This window comes from Croceivirga lutea (assembly GCF_014235875.1).
Taxonomy (GTDB): domain Bacteria; phylum Bacteroidota; class Bacteroidia; order Flavobacteriales; family Flavobacteriaceae; genus Croceivirga; species Croceivirga lutea.
On record NZ_JACJUK010000006.1, the window covers coordinates 39412 to 62914 of the forward strand.

Genomic DNA, 23503 nt, shown 5'->3' on the forward strand with positions numbered 1-23503 from the left:
ACTATTGCCTTTTGAATTGCGTTTGAATTAAAAAGTTGTTTTGATGAAAAAGTGGTTATACCTACTCTCAATAGTTACCTTATTTATTGCGTCTTGCTCAAGTGAAACTTCTACAGACCCAGTTGACGACACCCCAATGGTTAGCGATGACGAGCCTTTTGTATCAACAAATCCTGTTCGAGATTTTCCTGGTAATTTTTTACCCACAGGGGACTCTGGAGGTGATATTCTCGCTAATGATAATTTTACAAATCTTGAAATACAAATTGCTTTTGTTGAAGGGTTTAGGCCAACAGAGGAGGCTATGAATAACTTTGAATCATATTTGCAAGAATTTTCTTTTAAGCAGGAAATTAACGTGGTGTATACGCAATTAGATTCACCAAATGAAGAAACCCTAACGTTAGAAGAAATTTCAGACCTAGAATTAGACAATCGAACTTCGTACAATAGTGATGATACCTTAGCCATCTACATTTATTTTGCTGATGCGCCTTCTGATGGTGACGACCCCGATAGTAATTTAGTTACTCTTGGTGCGGTATACCGCAACTCATCTATGGTAATTTTTGCACAAACAATTAGAGACTTAGCCGCTCAATTTAGTCCTATTTCATCCATAAACAGGTCAGATGTGGAAACCGCAACGTTAAACCACGAATTTGGACATTTATTTGGTCTGGTAAATTTAGGTACTGCCATGGTAAACCCGCATGAAGATGAAGAAGCTGCCAACCACTGTAATGTTGAAGGCTGCCTAATGCGTGCCGAATTGCAATTCTCAAACACTGGTTTAAAAGCATCTGCTAAAGGAGATATTTACGCCCCTGCTTGCCAAATTACTGGGCATGATATTATAAAAGCCTTACAAACACGCAAATCTAATGCTGAAACGGTTGATTTAGATACGGAATGCCGTTTAGATATTGAAGCAATTGGTGCCCGAATTACAAGTTCTACTGCTAAGGAATATTAAGGTATTTATGGGTTTGTAAGGATACTTTCCATTTTGGATTCTTCATTACATAATCCACAATCATAGGTACTATCTTATCTCGAACGCTCCATTCTGGTTGTAAATACAAAATGCAATCTTTACCCACTTTTGCGGCTTGCGCTTCTGCAAACTCAAAGTCATGTTTATTGTACACAATTACCTTTAGCTCATTAGCAACCGGGTATATTTCTGGTACTGGAAGTTTTAACTTTTTTGGTGAAAGACAAATCCAATCCCATTCACCCGTTAATTTATACGCTCCTGAAGTTTCAATATGAGTGTTGAGACCTTTTGCTTTTAACCCTTTAGTTAATGGCCCCATATCCCACGTTAGTGGTTCTCCACCAGTAATTACAATGGTATCAGCATACGCGGCAGCATTTTCAATTATATGATTAATGGCAGTAGCCGGATGCGTTTCTGCATTCCAGCTTTCTTTAACATCACACCAATGACAACCTACATCACAACCACCCACTCTAATAAAATAGGCCGCTGTACCTTTGTAATACCCTTCTCCTTGAATGGTGTAGAACTCCTCCATCAACGGTAGCTTCAACCCTTGTTCTACTAAACGCATTTCTTCATTTGCAATCATGCCGCAAAAGTACAATTTCGAAACGGTATGCCAAGTTCATTTGTTTACATCAACCTGAGTCTACAATTAACGTTTTAATGTAAAATGCCCTGTTTTAACTCGTGTACCGCCATTACTATAGACCAAGTGTAAACGGTACCAATATTCTCCGGCGGGCAATGTGGTGTTTTTAAAGAAATCTTTAAATGTAGGGTCTAAGGCATTAAAACTACCCAAAGCTCTGCCGTAGCGGTCCATAACCCACAGTTCTGCCGTTTTATAAACATCATTTGTAAGTCCTAGCACATTTAATGCATCGTTTATAGTATCTCCATTAGGTGTAAAGAAATTAGGCATACCTACTATACCTATTTCAATTTCATCTATTCCACATCCATAAACATCCTTAGCATATAAAGTATGTAAACCAGGAGCAATATTGGTAAATATTGTATTTGGTGTGTAATCACCGTTAGGCTCGTCTAAGGAAAACAAATAGTTGCTATTACCTAATTGACCAGCATCATTAAGTACCGTTATACTACCCCATTCACCGTCATCATCGACTTGTACAAACTCTCGTTTTAATTGTGGCGGAAACGATTCTACTACTGTAAAACTTTTGCTTGTAGCTACACAACCTTCTGAATTTGTGGCGGTAACCTTAAATGTACCGCCAGAATTAACCGTTAAAGTCTCTTCCGTAGAAACCAAATTTTCATTACCATCATACCAAAAAAACATATAATCTTCATCTGTGTTTTCTGGTTGAACTTCTGTTGTTTCCCCTGAACAAAACGTATACAATTCGGCAATAGAAAATTTAGGTAATGCTATCACCCTCAATTGTAAAACTGGAGCTATACCAAAACAGGTGCCGCTTTCTTTATCATCTACCCGAACAAAAACCTCATCGTTCTCAGGGAAATTATTTTTGTAAGGTAGGGCAGGATCAATTGCTTGTTGTAGTAAAAGCGCGTCATCTAAATTTTTATAATACGAAACACCAAGATTTTGATTTTCGGGAAATTCCGCTAATAGTGCAGCGGTAGCATCCTCTAAATAAAAATCGTAAATACCATCTTGTTCATCGGCATCACAAACACTTAACTCGTAAGAATAATTCAATGGGAATTGCGTTGTGGAGGTTTCAAGGTAAAGTTCTCCAATGTTATGACAGTACTCTCCTGAGCCTTGAAGTCGAAAATATAATGTAGTTGCCACGGCACTTTGAAAAGTGCTTACTTCTAGGCTATTTACCGCAGCTTGTGCATCTGCTTCATTTAAATGAAAAGTAATCTCATAATTGGCAAAATCTGATTTTATCAACCCTAGGTATTCGTTTAAATTAAACGTGGTGAAACCGTCTACTGTTCCATCTTCATCACAATTGGTAAGGGTTATTCCTGAGTTTACTTGTGGCACTCGTTTTACAATGGCTTTAACCGGTTGACTAGGACCAGAAATGCAGCCATTGATTTCTACCTTTGCATAAAAAGTTTGCGATTGTAATAAATATGGAGTTTCAAAATTGCTGCCCGTTCCTATGGGTATGGTGTCTTCTTCATTTTCAAACCAAACTACAGTTCCAAAATTTGAGGTTGCATTCAAACTTAAAGTTCCTGGTCCGCAAATAACGGCATCATTAGATTGTTTGATTTTAGCAATTCTTAGTTTAGTTGTTGCCGAAAGAAATAAGGTAGGATCATTTGGCATACCACCATATTCTACTATATAGCCTTTGGGTTCATAATCACCAAAGGAGCCTTGTGCAGGTAAATCATTCCATGCACCTACTACCCCGATATTTGGTGAGGTAATATGAGCGTAATCTTCATTGTTTAGATTGTTTGGTTCACCCGTATTCCAGAATGCATAATTTGGAGACGAACCATTGCTATCTCCTTGCCAAAAAATAAGACCTTCTTCAGGACCACCCATCCAGCGCCATGTGCCCTCCACAGCTTCATCAGAACCACCTATCCAACCCGTTCCTTCGGTTTGTTCTCCACAAAAAATGGCCTCATCTGCTGAGGTCAATGTTGCCAAATAACCTCTTAAACCAAAATACGTTCGTTCTTCAGCGGCTACTTTTGCTTGTTGCCAGGTAATGCCTAAATCTGAAACATATTGATAATAATGCTGAGTACTTGGCAAATAATTTGCACTACCTAAAGTAAGTGAAAACACTTTTTCGTCAGTACTATTAAATGCATCGGTATAAAATTGAATGCTTTCAACAGCGCTAATTAAATCAGCTAAGGGTATTGGTGATTGTGTAGTGCTCGATAATGTTAATTTACCTTCTACCGCATTCCATGAGGTGCGAATGGTTGCTGGGGGATTATTAAGAATTAACACATCAAAACCTCTTTGGTAACCTAAAGAAATTTGAGCATTAAATTCATTAATTTCTTCAGTAGAAACCGATGATATTTCAAACTGCTCAACAATATTTATATACGAACCTATACAATAGCGTTGGTCTCCAGAAGCAGTGACTACAGGTGATGCATTATTTTGCGCAAATGAAAATAAGGAAGTAACCAACCAAACGGCAATAGTGATACTCTTAATAGTTTTACTTTCCTTATTGAACATCTTTTAAAAATGCATAAATAAATTGAGTTACCAAAAGAACATCCTTGAATTGCATGATTTCTAATACCTAGGTCTATTTTACGGCCATTACTTCGATTTCGACCTTGGCGTTTCTTGCGAGCCCAGCTGCAGCAAAGGTGGTACGTGCCGGTTTCTTTGTAAAATATTTGGTGTAGACTTCATTAAAAGCAGTAAAATCTTCCATCGTACTTAAAATCACGGTACATTTTACCACATTATCTAAGGTTAAATTATGCTGCGCCAATACCTCTATAATGTTCTTAATAGCTTGTTCTGTTTCTGGTTGAATACCACGTTCTACCATTTCTCTAGTGCTGTGGTCCATACCAATTTGGCCAGCTAGAAAATACAAATTACCCGCCTGAACAACATCACTAAACGGAGCATTTTGTTTTAATGGATAATGAGATTCGTGAAAGGTAATGGTGGTTTCATTTTGCGCATTGAGCGTATTTACATAAAAAATGCCTGCAAAGAGCATCAGAAAAAGGTGTATGTTTTTCATTTCTAAAAGTATTGAATTGAGTTACTAATCTTTTTGACTTCAACCAAATTACCCTATTTTTAGCACAAATACGAAGTAATGGACATCAAAGAAAAATTCTTTGCTACTATAGAAAAAGGCTACGCTACAAAAGGTGATTACCTTATTATGGGTGCTGGTATGGTTAATGGTGAAACTGTTAAAGATGCCTACATCAAAGTTCCACTTAAAACGTTGAACAGACACGGTTTAATTGCTGGTGCTACAGGTACTGGTAAGACAAAAACCTTACAAGTAATAGCTGAAAACCTCTCTGATAAAGGAATTCCTGTTTTACTAATGGATTTAAAGGGTGATTTAAGTGGTATTGCCAAAGCGAGCCCTGGCCATCCTAAGATTGATGAAAGGCATGCAGCCATAGGCTTACCGTTTGAGGCAAAGGGTTTTCCTGTTGAAATTCTCTCACTTTCTGAACAAGAAGGTGTGCGTTTACGTGCTACCGTTTCAGAATTTGGTCCTGTTTTACTTTCTAGAATTTTAGACCTAACGGTAACTCAAGAAGGTATTGTTGCCGTTGTATTTAAGTATTGTGATGATAATAAACTACCTCTTTTAGACTTAAACGATTTTAAAAAAGTATTGCAATATGCAACTGGCGAAGGTAAAAAGGAGTTTCAACAAGAGTACGGTCGTATTTCAACCAGTTCTACTGGTACCATCCTTAGAAAAATTATTGAGCTAGAACAACAAGGAGCTGATTTATTCTTTGGCGAAAAGTCGTTTGAAGTTGATGATTTAACCCGAATTGATGAAAACGGTCGTGGTTATATTAATATCATTCGCTTAACAGATATTCAAGATAAACCAAAACTATTCTCCACCTTTATGTTAAGTCTACTGGCTGAGATTTATGCTACTTTTCCTGAACAAGGTGATAGTGACAGACCAGAATTAATCTTGTTTATAGATGAAGCGCATTTAATTTTTGACAATGCTTCTAAGGCCTTGTTAGACCAAATAGAAAGTATAGTAAAACTTATACGTTCTAAAGGTATTGGACTCTATTTTGTAACGCAAAATCCAACTGATATTCCTGATGATGTTTTGGCGCAATTAGGTCTTAAAGTACAGCATGCGTTGCGTGCTTTTACCGCAAAAGATAGAAAAGCAATTAAACTTACGGCTCAAAACTATCCTGATTCTGAATTTTATGACACAGAAGAAATCTTAACATCTTTAGGTATTGGTGAAGCTTTAATTTCAGCTTTGGATGAAAAAGGTAGGCCAACGCCATTGGCTGCTACTATGCTTAGAGCACCTATGAGCAGAATGGATGTACTTACCGCTTCTGAGCTTAAAGAAACGATAGGAAAATCTAAACTAATTAAGAAATACAACGAAAATATTGACCGCGAAAGTGCCTATGAAATTTTAAACGAAAAAATAGAAAAGGCAGAAAAAGAAGCAGAAAAAGAAAAAGAAGCAGCAGCTAAACGCAAAACTTCTCGTAGAACAACCACCCGAAAAAGTACACGTATGAATCCGGTTGTTAAGGTACTTACTAGTGCTACTTTTATTCGTGGAGTTCTTGGAGTTCTTAAAAAGGTTATTCGTTAATTGTTGCTGGTTGCTTATTCTTATGGTGAGGTTTAGCTATAACAGCGTATATACCTTTAAACTAATTATCTTTTAACCACTAAACTCTTAAAACTAGGGTTCGTATTTGTAGCAAACTTTTACCTTTGAAACTTAAACTAGAATTCAATTTTTATTACTTCTAACAAACATGAAAAAAATAGTAACACCACTATTGCTACTTTTGGTTTTTGCCTGTACCAATGACCATACGTTTACCATCGGAAATGACTATGTTGGTGCCTTAACCAAAACAGATAAGGTAGCTGATTTAGAAGGTATTTTTGTAGCCGATTCTGTGGTGTTTGATAACCAAGAGGAGAATAAAGAATTAGGCAGTAATCGAATAAAAGTATTCGAAAAAGGAGGTGCTTTATTAATGACGCTAACGCCTAGTAAAGACAGTGTACAGACTGTAGAAAATATACGTATTGAAGACCCAAGATTTGTCTCTGAAGAAGGGGTTGGTTTAGAAAGTACCTTTAAGGATATTCAAAATAATTACGAAATAAAGAAAATCTTAACTGCTCTAAATAACATTGTTGTTACTGTCAAAGGAAGTCCTATTTACTTTACCATTTCTAAAGAAGAGCTCCCAAGTAATCTTCGGTTTTCTACAAACCAAATTGAAGCCGTACAAATACCAGACGAAGCTAAAATTAAGTATGTAATGGTTTCTTGGGATAACTAATACTGGCTCCTATTGCAAGCCATATTTTTCTCGATTTGCCAATACTTTCGGACTGTTTTTTTGCATCCATTCTGTAAGTTCTAATAACTTTACAACGTATGCTTGCCCAAATGGTGTTAGACTATATTCTACTCGGATAGGCACCTCTGGATAGGCCTCTCTATTTAAATAACCCTCGGCTTCTAAAACTTTTAAGCGTTGGCTCAAAACCTTATTTGAGATGCCGTAGACATATTTTTGAAGTTTATTAAAACGCAGCACTTTAAAATAACCTAACCATAGTAAAATAAGTGTGCTCCATTGGTCAGAGGCTACAGACATTACATCTCTAACCGGGCATGACTCAGGCGGATTCTTATAATCGATATGCCCAAACATTTTTTCTAATTTTTTTTGAGTGCTAACGCGCTGATTATCAATTATAGTTTCCATTTTTACACTTGGTTTTAGAAAGTTTACTTCTTTTTTAACTTGTTGTAATAGCTTACTTTAGTTACAAATTAATAGTAAGTTACTAAAAGTAACCAATTATGCGAAAAATCATAGAAAAAGTTGCTCCTTTATATTATGGTCAGCTATTGAACGGTATGGCGCTTTTTAATAAACCTAAAGCTGCGGAAAAAGCCTTTGATATATTTTGTACAATTCGTAAAGGCCGCGTAAAGCCAGAACAGGCTGACTTTTTAGATGCTGCCAAACATACGGTTGAAGAAATTGGTGAACAACATATTCAAACCTATAAGTGGACAGGTGGAAAAGAAACGGTATTGTTACTGCACGGTTGGGAAAGTAATACCTATCGTTGGAGAAATCTTATTAAAATGTTACAAGAAAAAGACTTTACTATTTTGGCCTTTGATGCTCCCGCTCATGGGTATTCTACAGGTGAAATGCTTCATGTGCCTTTGTATGCGGAATCTTTACGACACATCTTAAATAAGTTTACGCCAGATTATGTTGTTGCCCATTCTATGGGTGGTATGACGATTTTATTTGACCATTACCTACATCCTGATGCACCTGTACAAAAAATTGTTACGGTAGGCTCACCATGCGATTTTGAAAGTTTTATGCATCATTATCAAAAAATCTTAAAGTTCAATGCTACTGTTTGGGAAGCTATGGATGAACGCTTAAAAAGCGTTTTTGGTTTTCATATGCACGAATTCAAAAGCTCTTTGTTTGCCAAAAACAATAAGGTACCCGGTTTATTATTTCACGATAAAGAAGATAAACAGGTATTGTATACTGAATCTGTTAAAGTACACGAAAGTTGGAAAAGTAGCCGATTGGTGCTTACAGAAGGATTAGGGCATTCTATGCATCAAGTGCATGTAAATGAGGAAATCATTGAATTTTTGGAGTCAAAATAACCCATAGTTATCGTCTACTTTGCTGTAAAAACGAAAATGGATAAAGACAAAAGACCACAAATTAAAAATGAAGAACAATACGAAGCGTTAAAAGACAAAGGCTATAGCAAAGAAAAAGCTGCTCGTATAGCAAATACTCAGCTTTCTGGTGAAAAAGGTGGTAAGGCTTCTAATTACGAAGACAGAACTAAAGAAGAATTGTACGAGCAAGCTAAGAAAGTTGGTATTGATGGCCGTTCAAACATGAACAAAGACGAACTTATCAAAGCTTTACGAAGTAATTAGAATTGTTTTTGTTGGTGTTACTACATTGATTTATTTTTAAGGCAAACTAAAAGCAATGCAGCATAACTTAACTCCTTTTCATGTAGCTATACCGGTTCATAACCTTGACGAATGCCGAGAATTTTACCGTGAAACTTTAGGATTTACTGAAGGTAGAAGTAGCGACCATTGGATAGATTTTAATTTCTTTGGCCATCAAGTCGTTATTCATTACAAACCAAAATCAGGTGAAGATTTACATACCAACGCCGTTGATGGTAAAAATGTACCCGTGCCACATTATGGAGTTGTATTACCATGGGAAACTTTTCAAAGCTTTGCTACTAATTTAAAAACTAAGGGCATTCAATTTGTAATTGAACCCTACATTAGATTTGAAGGCTTACCTGGAGAGCAGGCTACCATGTTTTTCTTGGACCCAGCCGGAAATGCATTGGAATTCAAGGCCTTTAAAGACATGAATCAACTTTTCGCTAAATAAATAAAGCCCTTAAAATCAAGGGCTTTTTTACTATTTCTTTAAAATAAATATTTTACCTTCTCGAGTATCATCAGTTTCAAAGACTATATAATATACCCCATCTGCAAAGTCGCTTACCCTTATTTCCTCAGTTTCTGAATGGGTTTGCATTAATTTATTTTGATACACTAATTGTTGAAGTTCATTAAAAATAGTGATACTCACCTCTTGGTTCATGTAAGCTCGTACATCTAAAATCAAAATTCCTGTAGTAGGATTTGGATAAAAAGAGGGTTCAGTAATTAACTCATTTGATAATTGCTCCATGACCTTAATCAAGGCTTCAGCGGTAAAGTTACCATCGTTTGTGGTTGCCCTAATAGTTGCTACGCCTTCTGCAATTGCAGAAACCATTCCAAATTCATCTACGGCTGCAATAGTTTCATCTGTAGATTGCCAAACCACAGCTTTATCGGAAGCATTATCCGGATAAATTGTGGCTATCAGGGTAGTAGTTTCACCAACATACAGTTTTACATCCTCAGCAGATAAGCCTATACTAACAACATTCACAAGTTGTTCTTCAACCGTTATTTCAGCAGTGGCTGTGAAACCGCCATCATTCGCGGTAACCGTTATGGTCGCCGAACCGGGAGCTATTGCCTCCACATTTCCGTTAGCGTCTACCGTAGCTACAACTTCATTATTGGAAGACCAACTTACATTAGTATCCGTAGCATTGGCTGGACTCACCTCCGCGGTTAACTCGAGGTTTTGCCCTTCTACTAAATTCGCGCTAGTTGGCGTTACCGAAATTCCCGTTACTGGAATCACATTCGCTTCTACCGTAAATTCAGCAGTGGCTGTAAAGCCTCCATCATTGGTGGTTACTGTTATGGTCGCCGAACCGGGAGCTATTGCCTCAACATTTCCATTAGCATCAACGGTAACTACAGCTTCATTATTGGAAGACCAACTTACACTAGTATCCGAAGCATTGGCCGGACTCACCTCTTCGGTTAACTCAAGGGTTTGCCCTTCTACTAAATTCGCGTTGGTTGGCGTTACTGAAATTCCTGTTACCGGAATCAGATTTGCTTCTACCGTAATTTCAGCAGTTGCTGTAAAGCCTCCATCATTGGTGGTAACCGTTATGGTCGCCGAACCGGGAGCTATTGCCTCCACATTTCCAATAGCATCAACGGTAACTACAGCTTCATTATTGGAAGACCAACTTACACTAGTATCAGAAGCATTGGTCGGACTCACCTCCGCGGTTAACTCGAGGTTTTGCCCTTCTACTAAATTCGCGTTGGTTGGCGTTACTGAAATTCCTGTTACCGGAATCAGATTTGCTTCTACCGTAAATTCAGCAGTGGCTGTAAAGCCTCCATCATTGGTGGTTACTGTTATGGTCGCTGAACCTGGAGCTATTGCCTCCACATTTCCATTAGCATCAACGGTAGCTACAAGTTCATTGTCTGATGACCAATTTACACCAGTATCCGAAGCATTGGCTGGACTCACCTCCGCGGTTAATTGCACTGTTTCACCTTCCACTAAATTTGCGTTGGTTGGCGTTACTGAAATTCCTGTTACCGGAATCACATTCGCTTCTACTGTTATTTCTGCAGTGGCTGTGAAACCGCCATCATTGGTGGTTACTGTTATAGTTGCCGAACCGGGAGCTATGGCTTCCACATTTCCATTAGCATCTACCATAGCTACAACTTCGTTGTTGGAAGACCAACTTACACCAGTATCCGAAGCATTAGACGGAGATACCTCAACCGCTAACTCGAGGGTTTGCCCTTCTACTAAATTCGCGCTAGTTGGGGTTACAGAAATTCCCGTTACCGGAATCACATTCGCTTCTACCGTTATTTCAGTCGTGGCTGTAAAGCCTCCATCATTGGTAGTTACTGTTATTGATGTGGTCCCTGGAGCTATTGCCTCTACATTTCCGTTAACATCTACCGTAGCTACAAGTTCATTGTCTGAAGACCAACTTACACCAGTATCCGAAGCATTGGCCGGACTTACAGCAGCGTTTAATTGCACTGTTTCACCTTCTACTAAATTCGCGTTGGTTGGCGTTACCGAAATTCCCGTTACTGGAATCACAATCGCTTCTACCGTTATTTCAGCAGTGGCTGTGAAACCGCCATCGTTCGCGGTAACCGTTATGGTCGCCAAACCGGGAGCTATTGCATCCACATTTCCATTGACATCTACCGTAGCTACAAGTGCATTGTCTGAAGACCAACTTACACCAGTATCCGAAGCATTCGCTGGACTCACCTCAGCGGTTAATTGCACCGTTTCACCTTCCACTAAATTCGCGCTAGTAGGCGTTACTGAAACCCCGGTAACATTTACAATTGTGGAAACTGGCGTTAATATCCATCGCATGTAATCGGAGCCATCGTTATAATACGTTTTTACACTGGCTGCATTAGCATCTGAATTGTTTTCAATTCCTAAATAATGACCGTTAGATTTATTCTTAATGGCAAACTGATTATTTCCTAAATCTTCAAATTTCCAACGTTGGTTTTCATTTCCATTACTGTAATATTGTACTACGTTGGTGCCCGAACCTTGGCCATCATTTTCGGTATCAAAATATAAATTACTGTACGTAGACTGAATGGTGTAGTAATCCACATCTTTTACAATTGCAAATTCTTGACTAGGATTACCATTATTGGTGTTTTGAATAATATCAGCCACTGGGTCTACTGATGCTCCAGCGATATCTAATACTTTGCTACTTCCTACATTAGTTATGATATAATCTCCTTCAGGAATATCAACGGTATTAGGAGTATTAGATAAGGAATTAATCCAATCTTCTATTAAGGCTGTTCCTGGCACATCAATAACGCTCTTGCCTAAGGGCGGCATCATTATCGTAGGGTCTACTGAGTTTGTTCTATGATATAGTAAAGATTGTGCAGCATTGCCCGGTTCTATAATTTTTGTTCCGCTTACCCCATAAATTGGCGTATTTGCCTCCGCGGTTAATAAACCGGTCTGTTCTAAGGTATTGAACAAACGTAAATCGAACGCTGCTCTATCACCAGAACGTCCTGGTCTATGACAATATGCACAGTTTAAATCTAAATAGGAACGTGCTCTTTCTGCTAAACTCGCCGTTGGGTCATTAGATGCTTTATGGGTTTGATATGTTGCCGCAATTTCATCTGTTATGGTTTCTTCAATTAATCCTAAGTAACTATAGGTAACTAATTGGTTTGCGGTAACGCCAGTTTTATACGTTTCATCTGTATTTAAATAACGCGTAGCTGGACCCAATACCCCAAAGTTACCATGACACTCATAACACTGTTGTCTACTTGGGTAATACCAAGTTTGATTACGCGTAGAACCATCTGCTTGGGTAATTACGATATCTTCTTCATACCCTCCATCAAGCAATACGGCGTCTGTTCCAGATTCATTCCATTTGTATAATAAATAATAATATGAACCATCTGTAGCTCGAACCTCAATACGGGTTTCTAAACGTTGTAAAATTGAAGGGTCTCTTTCATCAACAGCAAAATCGAAATGTTTTACCAAAACCGAACCTATTGGAAATTCCCAGTCACCGTTTTCAGTGAATTTAATTTGCTCTTCAGGTGAATTGTACGTACCATCATTAGGCACTGAAAACCATCTACGTTTTAACCCGCCATCTGACCAGAAAGGTTCTACCATATCATAAGGCAATACACCATCACTTGGTGTTAAATTGATTACATCTGAAAAAATTCCGGTTTCTGAAAGTAGTGTAGGAATCTCACTCGAATCAATTTGCGGTTCTGTAATTTGGTATAAAGAAACGCCATCGCCATAGCTTAGTAAATACAACTCACCGCTATGGTCTTCACCAAAAGAAATAATATCAGTAGGAGAAAATTGCGTTAACAAACTATAATTACCTGTCGTAGTATCTACACTCCATATTTCTTCACCCACACCAAAATCAGCACAAACATATTTACCTACTAAGCTAGGTACTTCTGTACCATTATACACATAACCACCAATTAAGGAATTGGCATCTTGCCTTGGAAAAGATACTAGAGGTTTAGTATCTACCATATCATTGTATAAGGTTGTACAGCCTTCTACTCCAACGGGGCCTGGGTCATTACCTTCAAAAACAGGCCAACCGTAATTTGCACCAGATTGTACTACATTAATTTCTTCATGATTGCTCTCCCCTACTTCGCCAATGTAGAGCGTACCTGTTGCACGGTCTTTTGTCATTCTATACGGATTACGGTGCCCTATGGTGAAATATTCTTCATAGGCTGAACCGTCTGGACTCAAAAAAGGATTGTCATTAGGTATGTAATAGCCCACACCCGAAAACTCGTCATCATAAATAGAAGCATCTTGCATTTTTCGAATTGGGGGGTGGCTTTTAGATGAATCCATATCCACATCAATACGAAGTACGCCACCATCTATATTATTTTCTAAATTCTGAGCACGAGCATAACCTGTTTGTTCACCTGTGGTTAGGTATAAAAAGCCGTCATCACCAAACACCATTCCACCACCACGATGAGTTGAACCATACATACGCACTTGTATCATAGTTAACTCTGAATTAGGAATCATAGCATAGGTTGTTGGGTTTAGCTCAATACGTTTTAACACCAAATGGTTACCCCAAAACCATTCTTCTTGCGTACAACCAAATCCGCTAGCCATACCATGAGGTTGATGTCCTCCTAAAGAATCTCTAGTTGAGTACCACATATACAGGTAATTCTTACCCAATTCTCCAAAACGGGGATGAACTGCTGTACCTAAAAAGCCGCCATCTAAAGGTGTACCCACGTCATAAGAGAAATCAGCTACCAAGCTTTTATTTGTTGTGGTTTCATCATTTTCAAATGAAAATATTTTGCCATCTCGTTGTCCAATTACTATTCTATTGCTATTGGGTATAGCATTAAAAGTAATAGGCGAATCAAAGGTTAGGTTAGGAAAAGCTTTTCTGTAGGGTTTAGCTTCGAGAGGTTCGCTAGGAAAATTACCATTTAAAAAACTGCCAATAGGCTCTGCCTCTGTTAATCCTGGCCCAGCAAAATATGGGATAAAAGAGAACAAGGCTATGATGAATGCAAAAACGAAAAGTAGTTTTAATTGGGGTAGACTTTTCTTCATAATATTTGTTTGATATTAATCTTATTATCAGAATATTACCAACAAAAATACTTTTAGCCTTTAGCTCCAATAATGATATTTATCATGAAAAGAATGATGAGTCTTCATTTTCGATGAGCTACCTGTAAAACTCGATGAACTTCCCTTAAAATGTACTGTTAATGCGTTAATCAGAAAGCATTCTATAAATGGTGTAGTACTTTACAGAGTAGATTATTGTGACCAAGATGTGGGTACCCTATCCCAACGATGTTTTTTGAGTTCTTTATAAAGCTCACTAGACAATGAATTGCCATCACTCGTAGCAGTATTTGCCAAAACATTACGTTGTTTTCTCATCCCAGGAATGGTGGTTCCTACATGTTTATTCTCTAAAATAAAGCGTAGCGCCATTTCTGCCATGGTCATACCTTCTGGAATAAGTGGTCTTAATGCATCTGCATGCGCAACAGAAGAATTTAGGTTTTCTGGCACAAAGTACGCACCCCTCCAATCTCCTTCTGGGAAAGTGGTTTCTTTGGTTAAATTACCTGTTAAGGTGCCTTCATCAAAAGGTACTCTTGCAATTACCCCAATATCTAGTTTTTCACATAATGGAAATAACTTGTCTTCCGGAGCTTGATCAAAAATATTATAGATTACTTGTACGGCATCTAATAATTCTGTTCTCAGCGCCAGAATACCATTTTCAGGTTCCCAGCGGTTCATGCTTATACCCATGGCCGCAACTTTTCCAGAGTTCTTTAACTCTTCAACCGCTCTTTGCCACTCCTCTCTTTTGCTCCAGGTATCATCCCAAGTGTGAAACTGCATTAAGTCTATTTGTTCTAAACCTAAGTTCTTTAATGTTTTATCAGTATAATCCATAATATGCTGCGTAGGATATGAATCTTCAAAAGCATATTCTGGTTTAGCGGGCCACTGAAAATTCTTTGGAGGTATCTTACTGGCCGTATATAATTTTTTAGAAGGATGTCTTTTTACCAAAGCACCTAAAAGTTGTTCGCTATGGCCTTCTCCATATCCCCAAGCGGTATCAAAAAAATTAACGCCGTTTTCAACAGCCAAATCTAGAGAATGTGCAGATTGAAGGTCATCAGAGGCTTTCCAACCTGCCATACCCCACATACCGTATCCTACTTCACTTACTTGCCAATTTGTTCTACCAAACCTTCTATACTTCATAGTAAACCTTTCTTATTACAATAGTTCTTCATTATTATTTTTTCTTTAGAGGGAAATACTGCTATGTAGCACTCAAAGCACATTTTTAAATTATTTGACCTATAAACTTATCCTATTTGAAGTCCTTTTCGTCTTACCCAATAGAACGCAAAAGCAATATTAGGCACCCAACACATCCAAGCTACAATTTTATAAGCAATAAGAAATTCACCAAATATAAGAATGAGAATAGGTAAATAAATGCGCAGTGTAACTGCCGCAAAGCATGCTGCATAACTATACACCATCATTCCTTGGTGTAGGTCAATATCTTTTTTCTTAACGGCTATGTAGGCCTTATACGTGGTATATAACCATATAGCGCCCAGAGCCATAAAGCCTAAAGCAGATACCAAACCACCTGTAGCAAAAGGTCCAATCGCAAAACCACAAACCCCGCTTATTACTGCTGTGGTTACGTATATTTTACCCAAGTTGCGATGTAGCGCTAACCGCTTTTTACGTAACCGAACACTGAACTGTGACCAACCAACTAGAAGCGCAATACCCCCGAAAGTAATATGGCCATAAAACCCTATTTTCCATAAAATGTTGATTACTAATTCTGCTGGTTTTTGAGATAAAAACCCATAGCTAGAGTCTATAAATAAATAGGAGATAGGATACAACCCAATGCTAATGGCTAACAACCCAAAAACGAACCACGCTACTCTATTAGAACCACTCATTTTTTATTGATATCTCCAACTTGTTAAATCTGCTCCCGCAGGTGCCGATTCTTGAATACGTTTCATAATTTTTGGCACATACATACTATTGTATCGAAGCCTACTAATATGATTTGGGTTTTCTTGGTCACCATTCCAACAATGTTCTGCTCTGTCACCATAATCTACCTCACCAGCATAATACGGGTCAGTGGTACTTTCGAGAAAGTCTTCCATTAGGTAAACGGCATTATTAAGGTAATAGTTGTCCATATCACCACAGTAAATATGTATTTTACCTTTAAGCTTGTCTCCGAGTTTATCCCAATCTCGTTCTAAAATATGGCGTAAATCATAATTTTCTTTCCAAAATTCTGCTACAGAATGATTGATTTTACCTGTTTTTTTATCCCATAATCTTTCGGGGTATCCATCCTCTCCCTGCGGAGAATAGGTAGCTTCCCAGATATCCCACTGCTGACCAGACCTAGATTTTGTACCCAAAACATATTCTAAATAATTGTAATCTTTAACTGAAATATCCACTTTGCCAAGGTAATTTCTATGGCCTGGAATTTCAGTAGTCTTATGCTCAGAATTATAGAAATAAGCATTTTCATCTTCATAAATATTAGACAAGCAATATGCTCTAAAATCTATGGGGTCTGGGCATGCTGCAAAACAACCATTGTATTCTTCGGGGTATTTTACTTGTACAGCTAAAGCCTCCCAACCACCCGTAGAACCACCATATAAAAAACGAGACCAACCTTCTCCCATTCCTCTAAATTCTTTTTCTATATGCGGTATTAATTCATAGGTAATAGCATCACCATAGGGCCCTTGACTCGCAGAATTTACTGCATACGAATCATCATAATATGGCGTAGGATGCTTTATTTCTATGATTATAAATCTTGGAAAACCAGGATCATTCCATCGTTTATAAAAATCATAGGCTTCTTGCTGCTGCATGATGTTGTATCCTTCTACATTAAATCTGGCTGCAAAATCGGGTTCTAAATTGGGGTCTGGGGGTGTGGTTCTAAATCCGCCAAAATCACTTGGGAAATGACCGTGAAAAATCATTAATGGATATTTAGCTTCTGGATGCTCATTAAAACCTTTGGGTAATAATACGTGAGCTCCTAAATACATGTCTCTACCCCAAAATTCTGATAACTTTTCTGATTTTATTTTTATGTGTTTTATCCATTCTGTATCCGCTGGCTCTTCAATTTCTGGTATAATTTCATTCATTACTACATTAACATTGGTTATCCCATTTTCCCCAATTGTAATTTTGAATGGTTTACTGTATAGGTTTCCAGGAGAGCGATTCCATTGTTGACCTTCACCATTATCCATTGGCAATTTTACCGTATGTCCAGTAGCCAGGTTAAAGGTTTCATAGGTATGCAATAGCGCTTGTACATTATATGTACCAGGGGGTAAATCGGACATGCTTTCATAGGGAAAACCAAAAATGGTTTCATCAAAAACTATTTCTTGGCTAGGTTGCATGGCCTCAACATTTAATCCGAAAATAGGCTGTGCATTTAGACCCGCATTAATTTGAAATCGAGGTTCCTTAGTATCATCTGTAGAAAACATTAATAGCAATCGACCATCTAAAGCTTTCTCAGAAACTGTATTTGAAAATGATACGCTAACCGTAGCGCTTTTTTTGGGGTTGGTGTTACAGCCAATAAAAATTAGACTACAAAGAAGTAGCAGTACATATAGTTGTTTCATGGTGGTTGATTAAACCATTAAGATACACAAATCTTAAATTCGAAAGTAAACCGTAGCTGTAAATTAATACTTAAATATAATTAGTCTAGTTAGTGCAAAACGCTATTAGTAAACGTGTTATGCTGTAAAAAGGTACTCATAACCACTCATCGAATTACTGGTTAAGAAAACAAGATGTTTAACTTTAAAACGTTTTAAACCTGTGAAATCCCAAATTTTACTTGAAATGAAAACCATTCTTTTATTAGTATCACTTGTATTTAGTGGTATGGCATTAAGCAGCTGCACCAATGATGAAGGTGATGATTTAGAAGTTCTAACCCCAGAAGAAACTGAAGAACAACTTGCATTAACAAAAGATAATCAGAAAGCTTAAATTTAGTTTTGGCGTTTACGTGCCAACAATGTATTTTTAAGTAACATAGCAATAGTCATAGGCCCTACTCCACCTGGTACCGGGGTAATATGAGAAGCTTTTGGTGCTACTTCATCAAAATCAACATCGCCAGTGATATAGTACCCTTTTTCTGAACTGTCTGGAACTCTGGTAATACCTACATCAATTATAACCACACCTTCTTTTACCATGTCTGCTTTGAGAAAATCTGGCACTCCTAAAGCAGATACAATGATATCAGCATTTTTAGTAAATTCTTTTAGATTTTGAGTTCTACTATGCGTTAAGGTAACTGTGGCATCAGCAGCTTTACCTTTTTGGCTCATTAAAATACTTATAGGTCTACCAACAATGTGACTCCTACCAATAACAACCGTATGCTTGCCTGTTGTATCTACATCATACCTACGTAATAACTCCATAATACCGTAAGGTGTTGCCGGAATAAAAGAAACCATATCTAAAGCCATTTTACCAAAATTCTCTGGATGAAAACCATCGACATCTTTGCTAGGGTCAACAGCTAATAGTACTTTTTGCTCATTAATATGTTTTGGTAAAGGCAGCTGTACAATGTAACCGTCAATTTCAGGATTGGCATTTAATGCTTCAACCTGGGCAAGTAGTTTTTCTTCTGAAGTATCTTCTGGCAAATGAATTAAGGTTGACTCAAAACCTATTTTTTTACAAGTACGCACCTTACTACCTACATAGGTTAAACTAGCACCATCATTACCTACTAAAACCGCTGCTAAATGAGGTACCTTCTCCCCTCTGTCTTTCATTTTAGCTACTTCTTCAGCAATTTCTTGCTTGATATCGTTTGAAATTTTCTTACCGTCTAGAATTTCCATAAGTATTGTTGTAGGCTATTAGGATTAGAATTTTGATGATTTTTAACGCATATTCTGCATCATCTGCATCATTTGTTTGCCGCGTCCGCCCTGCATCATCTTCATCATTTTACTCATTTGGTCGAACTGTTTTAATAGTTGATTTACATCTTGTATAGTTCTACCACTACCTGCTGCAATGCGTTTTTTACGGCTAGCATTTAATTTGTTTGGGTTTGCACGTTCATCTGGTGTCATGGAATAAATCATAGCTTCAATATGCTTAAAGGCATCATCATCAATATCAATACCTTTTAGGGCTTTACCCATACCAGGAATCATGCCCATTAAATCTTTCATATTACCCATCTTTTTAATTTGATGGATTTGGGTTAAGAAGTCATCAAAACCAAATTTATTCTTGGCAATTTTCTTTTGAATTTTACGTGCTTGCTCTTCATCGAACTGTTCTTGAGCACGTTCAACAAGAGAAACCACATCACCCATTCCCAAAATTCTATCGGCCATACGAGAAGGATAGAAAACATCAATAGCTTCCATTTTCTCTCCTGTACCAATGAATTTGATTGGTTTATTGACTACCGATTTAATAGATATTGCAGCACCACCACGAGTATCACCATCTAACTTGGTTAAGATAACCCCATCAAAATTTAATACATCATTAAAGGCCTTTGCGGTATTTACTGCATCTTGACCTGTCATAGAATCCACTACAAAGAGGGTTTCTTGTGGCTGAATTGCTTTATGAATGTTAGATATTTCATCCATCATTTCTTTGTCAACTGCAAGTCTACCCGCCGTATCTATAATGACCACATTACAACCTAGCTCTTTAGCTTTTTTAATACCATCTTGAGCTATGGCTACGGGGTTATTATTGCCGCGATCAGAATATACCTCTACGCCTATTTGTTCGCCAACCACATGCAATTGGTCTATTGCTGCAGGACGATGCACATCACAAGCTACTAATAAGGGTTTTTTAGTTTTTTTGTTTTTAAGAAAGTTGGCTAGTTTACCAGAAAAGGTGGTTTTACCAGAACCTTGTAAACCAGACATTAAAATTACAGATGGGTTACCTCCTAAGTTAATATCAGCAGCATCACCTCCCATAAGTTCGGTCAATTCGTCTTTAACGATTTTGACCATTAACTGTCCTGGTTTTAAATTGGTTAAAACATCTTGCCCTAGTGCCTTTTCTTTTACCGTATTGGTAAATTCTTTGGCAATTTTAAAGTTAACGTCAGCATCTAATAATGCTCTACGCACTTCTTTTAGGGTTTCGGCCACATTAATTTCTGTGATTTTTCCGTGCCCTTTTAAATTATGTAAGGCTTTGTCGAGTTTATCGCTAAGATTATCAAACATCGGCTATCATCATTTTTTGAAGAACGACAAATTTATGAAATACCAATGGATTCTATGTTTGATACTCAAGTAAATAGTTGAGTAGGTTTAAAAAAAATAAAAGGACGGCTTTGAGGCAAACCGTCCTTTTAAAAGATGTGGGGTAAAATTTTAAATTCGTTTTTCGAAAACTAAGATTTCTGCGGTTTCATCTTCTTTATCGTCTAACAACTCTATTCTATCTACAGTAACTGTGCCAATATCCCAATCTTCGGTTAATTCATCAAATGGGTCTTCAACACCTAAGTTTAAGTATAATTTAAGGTCGCCATCACTATCTCTTATTACTCTCCATAAACCTGTGGTAATTGGATCGTTATTTACAGAAACCTCAACGGTATTATCTGCTGAAAAACTAAAATCATACTCTTGATAACTTACGGTATTATTGGTTTCATCATATTCAAATAAAGCAACCATCCAAGTACCACCCATCATTATATTTCTGATTTCAAGTACATCACTATCAGTTGTATTGGCTTCGCAAACTTTTTCTAATTCTAGTTCGTATTCAAACTCTTCAATCTTAAAGTAAAGATTGCCATCTTCTGCCTCAACCAAGGCCCATTCATAACTTAAATCTGGCTCACCTTCGATACTCATTTGAAGTGCTAATTGCTGGGCGTTGTTAAAGCCTACTTCCCAAGTACCTTCTGATACTTCAACACCGTTGCTTAAAGTAACCATACCTGTTGTTGTAAATTCTAATTCGTATCCTAGAATTCTATCATTTTCAAATCCTTGATTCACAAAATCTTCAACTATCCAAGCACACTCGGTTAATTGCGCTAGTAAACCATCTAAGGTTGGCACTTCAAATTCACAATCTTTTTCTATTACAACATACCTGTTGTCTGCGTTCATTAACTTAATGCGTTCTGGACCGCATTGCACAACTTCCCAATCGCCGCTCAAGGGTTCAACTGCATCAAAAAGCGCATTAAATCTTAATTTACCTTCTACAATTTCCCAATTACCTTCGTCACCAAAAGCGCCAGTATCATAATAGGCATGAATATTTCTGTTAGAGAAATCTATGGTTCCTTCGAACTCAAATTCGTCAGAGGTATCTGCAACTCTCCAGTTACACGTTTCTAAATACTCTGCTACTTCTTCAATGTTACAATCGGTTGAACTGTCATCATCATCATCACCTTCACAGAACTTCTTTAAAACAATTCTGTTATCACTATCAGAATAGAATTTTATTTTGCCTTCTTCTATTTCGTAAACCAACCAGGTAGCATTAAAATCTGTGTAATTAGTAAAAGCTAGACTTACTAATAATCCGTTGGCAGTAAATTCATATGACCACTCGCCTTCAGCTGTGGCATTTCCATAAGGTCCTGTAATTGTTACTACACCTTCTTCTTCGAATTCAAACGTAAAACCTTCATACTGTCCTAATTGGTCTACACCAAGCCTTCTAATGTCTCTTAATTTCCAAGGACAATCAGTTAAATATTCTAGAAAACGCTCTTCATCAAAATCATCATCGTTATAATCATCGTCATCATCTTCATCACACTCATCTTTAGCAGTTTCTAAAGCCATTGCCAATTGAGCATTAGTTTGTACGGTAACTTCTGTACCATCATATTTAGCTAAGGTTACAGGGTAGTCGATACTCACTAAATCAGAAGCATCTTTTTCTTTAAAAAACCTACGCATTTCACGGTCAGAATTCACTTGAACCTCACCGGTAACTTGTTGATTAATATCAAAAGTGAAAAGTGTTATTGGGTATACAAAATCTATACATTCAATATCATCATCTTCCCCGCCCTCAATACAATCAGCTGCCAATTCTCGTAGCTGTTCTTTATTTTCTATTACCAATTCTGAATAATCAGCAAAAGTTACCGTAATGGGGAAAAGAATTTCTAAAATATCATCATCTGTATCAAACTCATCAAAAATTTCTTCAATAATATGTAAGTCTTCTACAGCGTCAATAGTTATTTGAACGTCTGCAATCTCAACTGTGTAAGGAAACTGAATTGCAAAACAGCTAGCTTCATCTACAATATTATCATAGGAACCATCATTAGCAGATGTATTCACAATTAAGTTGGCTGTAGTAGAACCTGCTTCAATGGTTTCTTGTTCTTGTCCTCCAATTTCTTCAAATTCTTCTTGACAAGAAGCAAACGTTAAAAGCGCAAAAAAGAATGCCGCTCTAAAAAGTTTAGTAATACTATTTTTCATATCGATTTGGATTTATTCGTTATTTACAGCCTTAAAACAACCTACTTTTAAAAAACCCTACCTAACGATTAATTTTTTTAAAATATCTTTAGAGAAATCAACCTAAGAAAGTAGCCTAAACATGAACAATGTTTGTGAAGAGCAACAGTATAGCTCAATTTTCTCAACCCATTCTAAAACGGTTTTCAATTTCATCTATTATAAATTTGGTAATGAAGAAAAAGCTCATGACGCTGTTCAAGAAGCTTTTGTAAAGCTTTGGGAGAATTGTAGTAAGGTAACACCAGATAAAGCTAAATCTTATTTATTTACTGTTGCCAACAACTTGTACTTAAATGTACTTAAGGCAGAAAAGGTGAAACTTAAATACGCCGATAGGCATACACATACTACTACCTACGAGTCTCCAGAATTTGTTTTAGAGGAAAAACAATTTGAAGATAAACTCAACAATGCTCTAAATAGCTTGCCTGAAAATCAAAGAACCACTTTTTTATTAAATAGAATTGACGGTAAAAAATATGCAGAAATTGCTGAAATGGAAGGGGTAAGCGTAAAGGCTATTGAAAAAAGAATGCATTTGGCGCTAAAATATTTGAGAGAACATATTGATGGAATATAAATATGAAATAAAATGAGATTTGAAGTAGGGTTTACAAAAAGTTAGTTGTTATAA

The 23503-nt window shown here is 37.2% G+C and carries 19 protein-coding genes; 8 read left to right on the forward strand and 11 right to left on the reverse strand.

Annotation, left to right across the window (positions count from 1 at the left end):
• The first annotated feature begins 43 nt into the window (after window positions 1-43).
• Window positions 44-976: a hypothetical protein gene (locus H5V42_RS11710; protein ID WP_185783362.1), complete on the forward strand. Its 933-nt coding sequence runs from the start codon at window positions 44-46 to the stop codon at window positions 974-976.
• Here H5V42_RS11710 and H5V42_RS11715 read toward each other — a convergent pair.
• The 3 genes from H5V42_RS11715 to H5V42_RS11725 form a co-directional block, all read right to left on the reverse strand.
• Window positions 963-1595: a 7-carboxy-7-deazaguanine synthase QueE gene (locus H5V42_RS11715; protein WP_185783363.1), complete on the reverse strand. Its 633-nt coding sequence runs from the start codon at window positions 1593-1595 to the stop codon at window positions 963-965. The genes H5V42_RS11710 and H5V42_RS11715 overlap by 14 nt on opposite strands.
• Window positions 1596-1661: 66 nt before the next feature.
• Window positions 1662-4175, reverse strand: coding sequence for a T9SS type B sorting domain-containing protein (locus tag H5V42_RS11720; protein ID WP_185783364.1), 2514 nt, complete (start codon window positions 4173-4175; stop codon window positions 1662-1664).
• Between the two features lie 73 nt (window positions 4176-4248).
• Window positions 4249-4701, reverse strand: a complete 453-nt coding sequence (locus tag H5V42_RS11725) for a Rid family detoxifying hydrolase (protein WP_185783365.1) — start codon at window positions 4699-4701, stop codon at window positions 4249-4251.
• Between the two features lie 78 nt (window positions 4702-4779).
• On the opposite strand from H5V42_RS11725, the gene H5V42_RS11730 reads away from it, so the two are divergent.
• Both H5V42_RS11730 and H5V42_RS11735 read left to right on the forward strand, forming a co-directional pair.
• Window positions 4780-6297 (forward strand): helicase HerA-like domain-containing protein, encoded by a 1518-nt coding sequence (locus H5V42_RS11730; protein WP_185783366.1) that lies wholly within the window; start codon window positions 4780-4782, stop codon window positions 6295-6297.
• A 169-nt stretch (window positions 6298-6466) separates the two neighbouring features.
• Window positions 6467-7006: a hypothetical protein gene (locus H5V42_RS11735; RefSeq protein WP_185783367.1), complete on the forward strand. Its 540-nt coding sequence runs from the start codon at window positions 6467-6469 to the stop codon at window positions 7004-7006.
• A gap of 9 nt (window positions 7007-7015) precedes the next feature.
• Here the strand turns inward: H5V42_RS11735 and H5V42_RS11740 are convergent, their stop codons facing one another.
• Window positions 7016-7438 (reverse strand): winged helix-turn-helix transcriptional regulator, encoded by a 423-nt coding sequence (locus tag H5V42_RS11740; RefSeq protein WP_185783368.1) that lies wholly within the window; start codon window positions 7436-7438, stop codon window positions 7016-7018.
• Window positions 7439-7536: 98 nt separating this feature from the next.
• Between H5V42_RS11740 and H5V42_RS11745 the strand changes: the two genes are divergently transcribed.
• Genes H5V42_RS11745 through H5V42_RS11755 form a run of 3 tightly spaced genes read left to right on the forward strand, consistent with a single transcriptional unit; the run spans window position 7537 to window position 9145 of the window.
• On the forward strand, window positions 7537-8379 hold the full coding sequence (locus tag H5V42_RS11745; protein WP_185783369.1) for an alpha/beta fold hydrolase: 843 nt from the start codon (window positions 7537-7539) through the stop codon (window positions 8377-8379).
• 36 nt (window positions 8380-8415) lie between these two features.
• On the forward strand, window positions 8416-8664 hold the full coding sequence (locus H5V42_RS11750) for a DUF7218 family protein (RefSeq protein WP_185783370.1): 249 nt from the start codon (window positions 8416-8418) through the stop codon (window positions 8662-8664).
• 55 nt (window positions 8665-8719) lie between these two features.
• Window positions 8720-9145 carry a VOC family protein gene (locus H5V42_RS11755; protein ID WP_185783371.1) on the forward strand — a complete coding sequence of 142 codons (426 nt, stop codon included), beginning with the start codon at window positions 8720-8722 and terminating at the stop codon, window positions 9143-9145.
• 30 nt (window positions 9146-9175) lie between these two features.
• Here the strand turns inward: H5V42_RS11755 and H5V42_RS11760 are convergent, their stop codons facing one another.
• From H5V42_RS11760 to H5V42_RS11775, 4 genes are all read right to left on the reverse strand, one after another.
• A complete protein-coding gene (locus tag H5V42_RS11760) occupies window positions 9176-14311 on the reverse strand; it encodes an Ig-like domain-containing protein (RefSeq protein WP_185783372.1) in 5136 nt (1711 codons plus the stop codon).
• A gap of 213 nt (window positions 14312-14524) precedes the next feature.
• The gene (locus H5V42_RS11765; RefSeq protein ID WP_185783373.1) at window positions 14525-15496 is read right to left on the reverse strand and encodes an aldo/keto reductase; all 972 of its coding nucleotides are present in this window, start codon (window positions 15494-15496) and stop codon (window positions 14525-14527) included.
• Window positions 15497-15603: 107 nt separating this feature from the next.
• Complete coding sequence (locus tag H5V42_RS11770; protein WP_185783374.1) at window positions 15604-16224, reverse strand: DUF2306 domain-containing protein; 621 nt, start codon at window positions 16222-16224, stop codon at window positions 15604-15606.
• 3 nt (window positions 16225-16227) lie between these two features.
• Entirely contained in the window at window positions 16228-17958 is a 1731-nt protein-coding gene (locus H5V42_RS11775; protein WP_185783375.1) for an alpha/beta hydrolase-fold protein, read from the reverse strand.
• 226 nt (window positions 17959-18184) lie between these two features.
• Here H5V42_RS11775 and H5V42_RS11780 point away from each other — a divergent pair, with 226 nt between their 5' ends.
• On the forward strand, window positions 18185-18334 hold the full coding sequence (locus H5V42_RS11780) for a hypothetical protein (RefSeq protein WP_185783376.1): 150 nt from the start codon (window positions 18185-18187) through the stop codon (window positions 18332-18334).
• A 2-nt stretch (window positions 18335-18336) separates the two neighbouring features.
• Here H5V42_RS11780 and H5V42_RS11785 read toward each other — a convergent pair whose 3' ends face one another.
• The 3 genes from H5V42_RS11785 to H5V42_RS11795 all read right to left on the reverse strand — a co-directional run bounded on the left by H5V42_RS11785 (window position 18337) and on the right by H5V42_RS11795 (window position 22827).
• A complete protein-coding gene (locus tag H5V42_RS11785) occupies window positions 18337-19209 on the reverse strand; it encodes a bifunctional 5,10-methylenetetrahydrofolate dehydrogenase/5,10-methenyltetrahydrofolate cyclohydrolase (protein WP_185783377.1) in 873 nt (290 codons plus the stop codon).
• Window positions 19210-19251: 42 nt separating this feature from the next.
• Window positions 19252-20580, reverse strand: coding sequence for a signal recognition particle protein (gene ffh / locus H5V42_RS11790; RefSeq protein WP_185783378.1), 1329 nt, complete (start codon window positions 20578-20580; stop codon window positions 19252-19254).
• 150 nt (window positions 20581-20730) lie between these two features.
• Window positions 20731-22827 carry a hypothetical protein gene (locus tag H5V42_RS11795; protein ID WP_185783379.1) on the reverse strand — a complete coding sequence of 699 codons (2097 nt, stop codon included), beginning with the start codon at window positions 22825-22827 and terminating at the stop codon, window positions 20731-20733.
• A gap of 121 nt (window positions 22828-22948) precedes the next feature.
• On the opposite strand from H5V42_RS11795, the gene H5V42_RS11800 reads away from it, so the two are divergent.
• Window positions 22949-23449, forward strand: coding sequence for an RNA polymerase sigma factor (locus tag H5V42_RS11800; protein ID WP_185783380.1), 501 nt, complete (start codon window positions 22949-22951; stop codon window positions 23447-23449).
• The last annotated feature ends 54 nt before the right edge of the window (window positions 23450-23503 follow it).

What these genes read in the sequence shown, in the direction of transcription:
- H5V42_RS11720 (WP_185783364.1), bottom strand. Translation starts at nt 4,175, where the DNA reads ATGTTCAATAAGGAAAGTAAAACTATTAAGAGTATCACTATTGCCGTT.
- H5V42_RS11760 (WP_185783372.1), bottom strand. Translation starts at nt 14,311, where the DNA reads ATGAAGAAAAGTCTACCCCAATTAAAACTACTTTTCGTTTTTGCATTC.
- ffh (WP_185783378.1), bottom strand. Translation starts at nt 20,580, where the DNA reads ATGTTTGATAATCTTAGCGATAAACTCGACAAAGCCTTACATAATTTA.
- H5V42_RS11745 (WP_185783369.1), top strand. Translation starts at nt 7,537, where the DNA reads ATGCGAAAAATCATAGAAAAAGTTGCTCCTTTATATTATGGTCAGCTA.
- H5V42_RS11795 (WP_185783379.1), bottom strand. Translation starts at nt 22,827, where the DNA reads ATGAAAAATAGTATTACTAAACTTTTTAGAGCGGCATTCTTTTTTGCG.
- H5V42_RS11785 (WP_185783377.1), bottom strand. Translation starts at nt 19,209, where the DNA reads ATGGAAATTCTAGACGGTAAGAAAATTTCAAACGATATCAAGCAAGAA.
- H5V42_RS11730 (WP_185783366.1), top strand. Translation starts at nt 4,780, where the DNA reads ATGGACATCAAAGAAAAATTCTTTGCTACTATAGAAAAAGGCTACGCT.
- H5V42_RS11740 (WP_185783368.1), bottom strand. Translation starts at nt 7,438, where the DNA reads ATGGAAACTATAATTGATAATCAGCGCGTTAGCACTCAAAAAAAATTA.
- H5V42_RS11725 (WP_185783365.1), bottom strand. Translation starts at nt 4,701, where the DNA reads ATGAAAAACATACACCTTTTTCTGATGCTCTTTGCAGGCATTTTTTAT.
- H5V42_RS11765 (WP_185783373.1), bottom strand. Translation starts at nt 15,496, where the DNA reads ATGAAGTATAGAAGGTTTGGTAGAACAAATTGGCAAGTAAGTGAAGTA.
- H5V42_RS11780 (WP_185783376.1), top strand. Translation starts at nt 18,185, where the DNA reads ATGAAAACCATTCTTTTATTAGTATCACTTGTATTTAGTGGTATGGCA.
- H5V42_RS11710 (WP_185783362.1), top strand. Translation starts at nt 44, where the DNA reads ATGAAAAAGTGGTTATACCTACTCTCAATAGTTACCTTATTTATTGCG.
- H5V42_RS11770 (WP_185783374.1), bottom strand. Translation starts at nt 16,224, where the DNA reads ATGAGTGGTTCTAATAGAGTAGCGTGGTTCGTTTTTGGGTTGTTAGCC.
- H5V42_RS11750 (WP_185783370.1), top strand. Translation starts at nt 8,416, where the DNA reads ATGGATAAAGACAAAAGACCACAAATTAAAAATGAAGAACAATACGAA.
- H5V42_RS11715 (WP_185783363.1), bottom strand. Translation starts at nt 1,595, where the DNA reads ATGATTGCAAATGAAGAAATGCGTTTAGTAGAACAAGGGTTGAAGCTA.
- H5V42_RS11800 (WP_185783380.1), top strand. Translation starts at nt 22,949, where the DNA reads ATGAACAATGTTTGTGAAGAGCAACAGTATAGCTCAATTTTCTCAACC.
- H5V42_RS11755 (WP_185783371.1), top strand. Translation starts at nt 8,720, where the DNA reads ATGCAGCATAACTTAACTCCTTTTCATGTAGCTATACCGGTTCATAAC.
- H5V42_RS11735 (WP_185783367.1), top strand. Translation starts at nt 6,467, where the DNA reads ATGAAAAAAATAGTAACACCACTATTGCTACTTTTGGTTTTTGCCTGT.
- H5V42_RS11775 (WP_185783375.1), bottom strand. Translation starts at nt 17,958, where the DNA reads ATGAAACAACTATATGTACTGCTACTTCTTTGTAGTCTAATTTTTATT.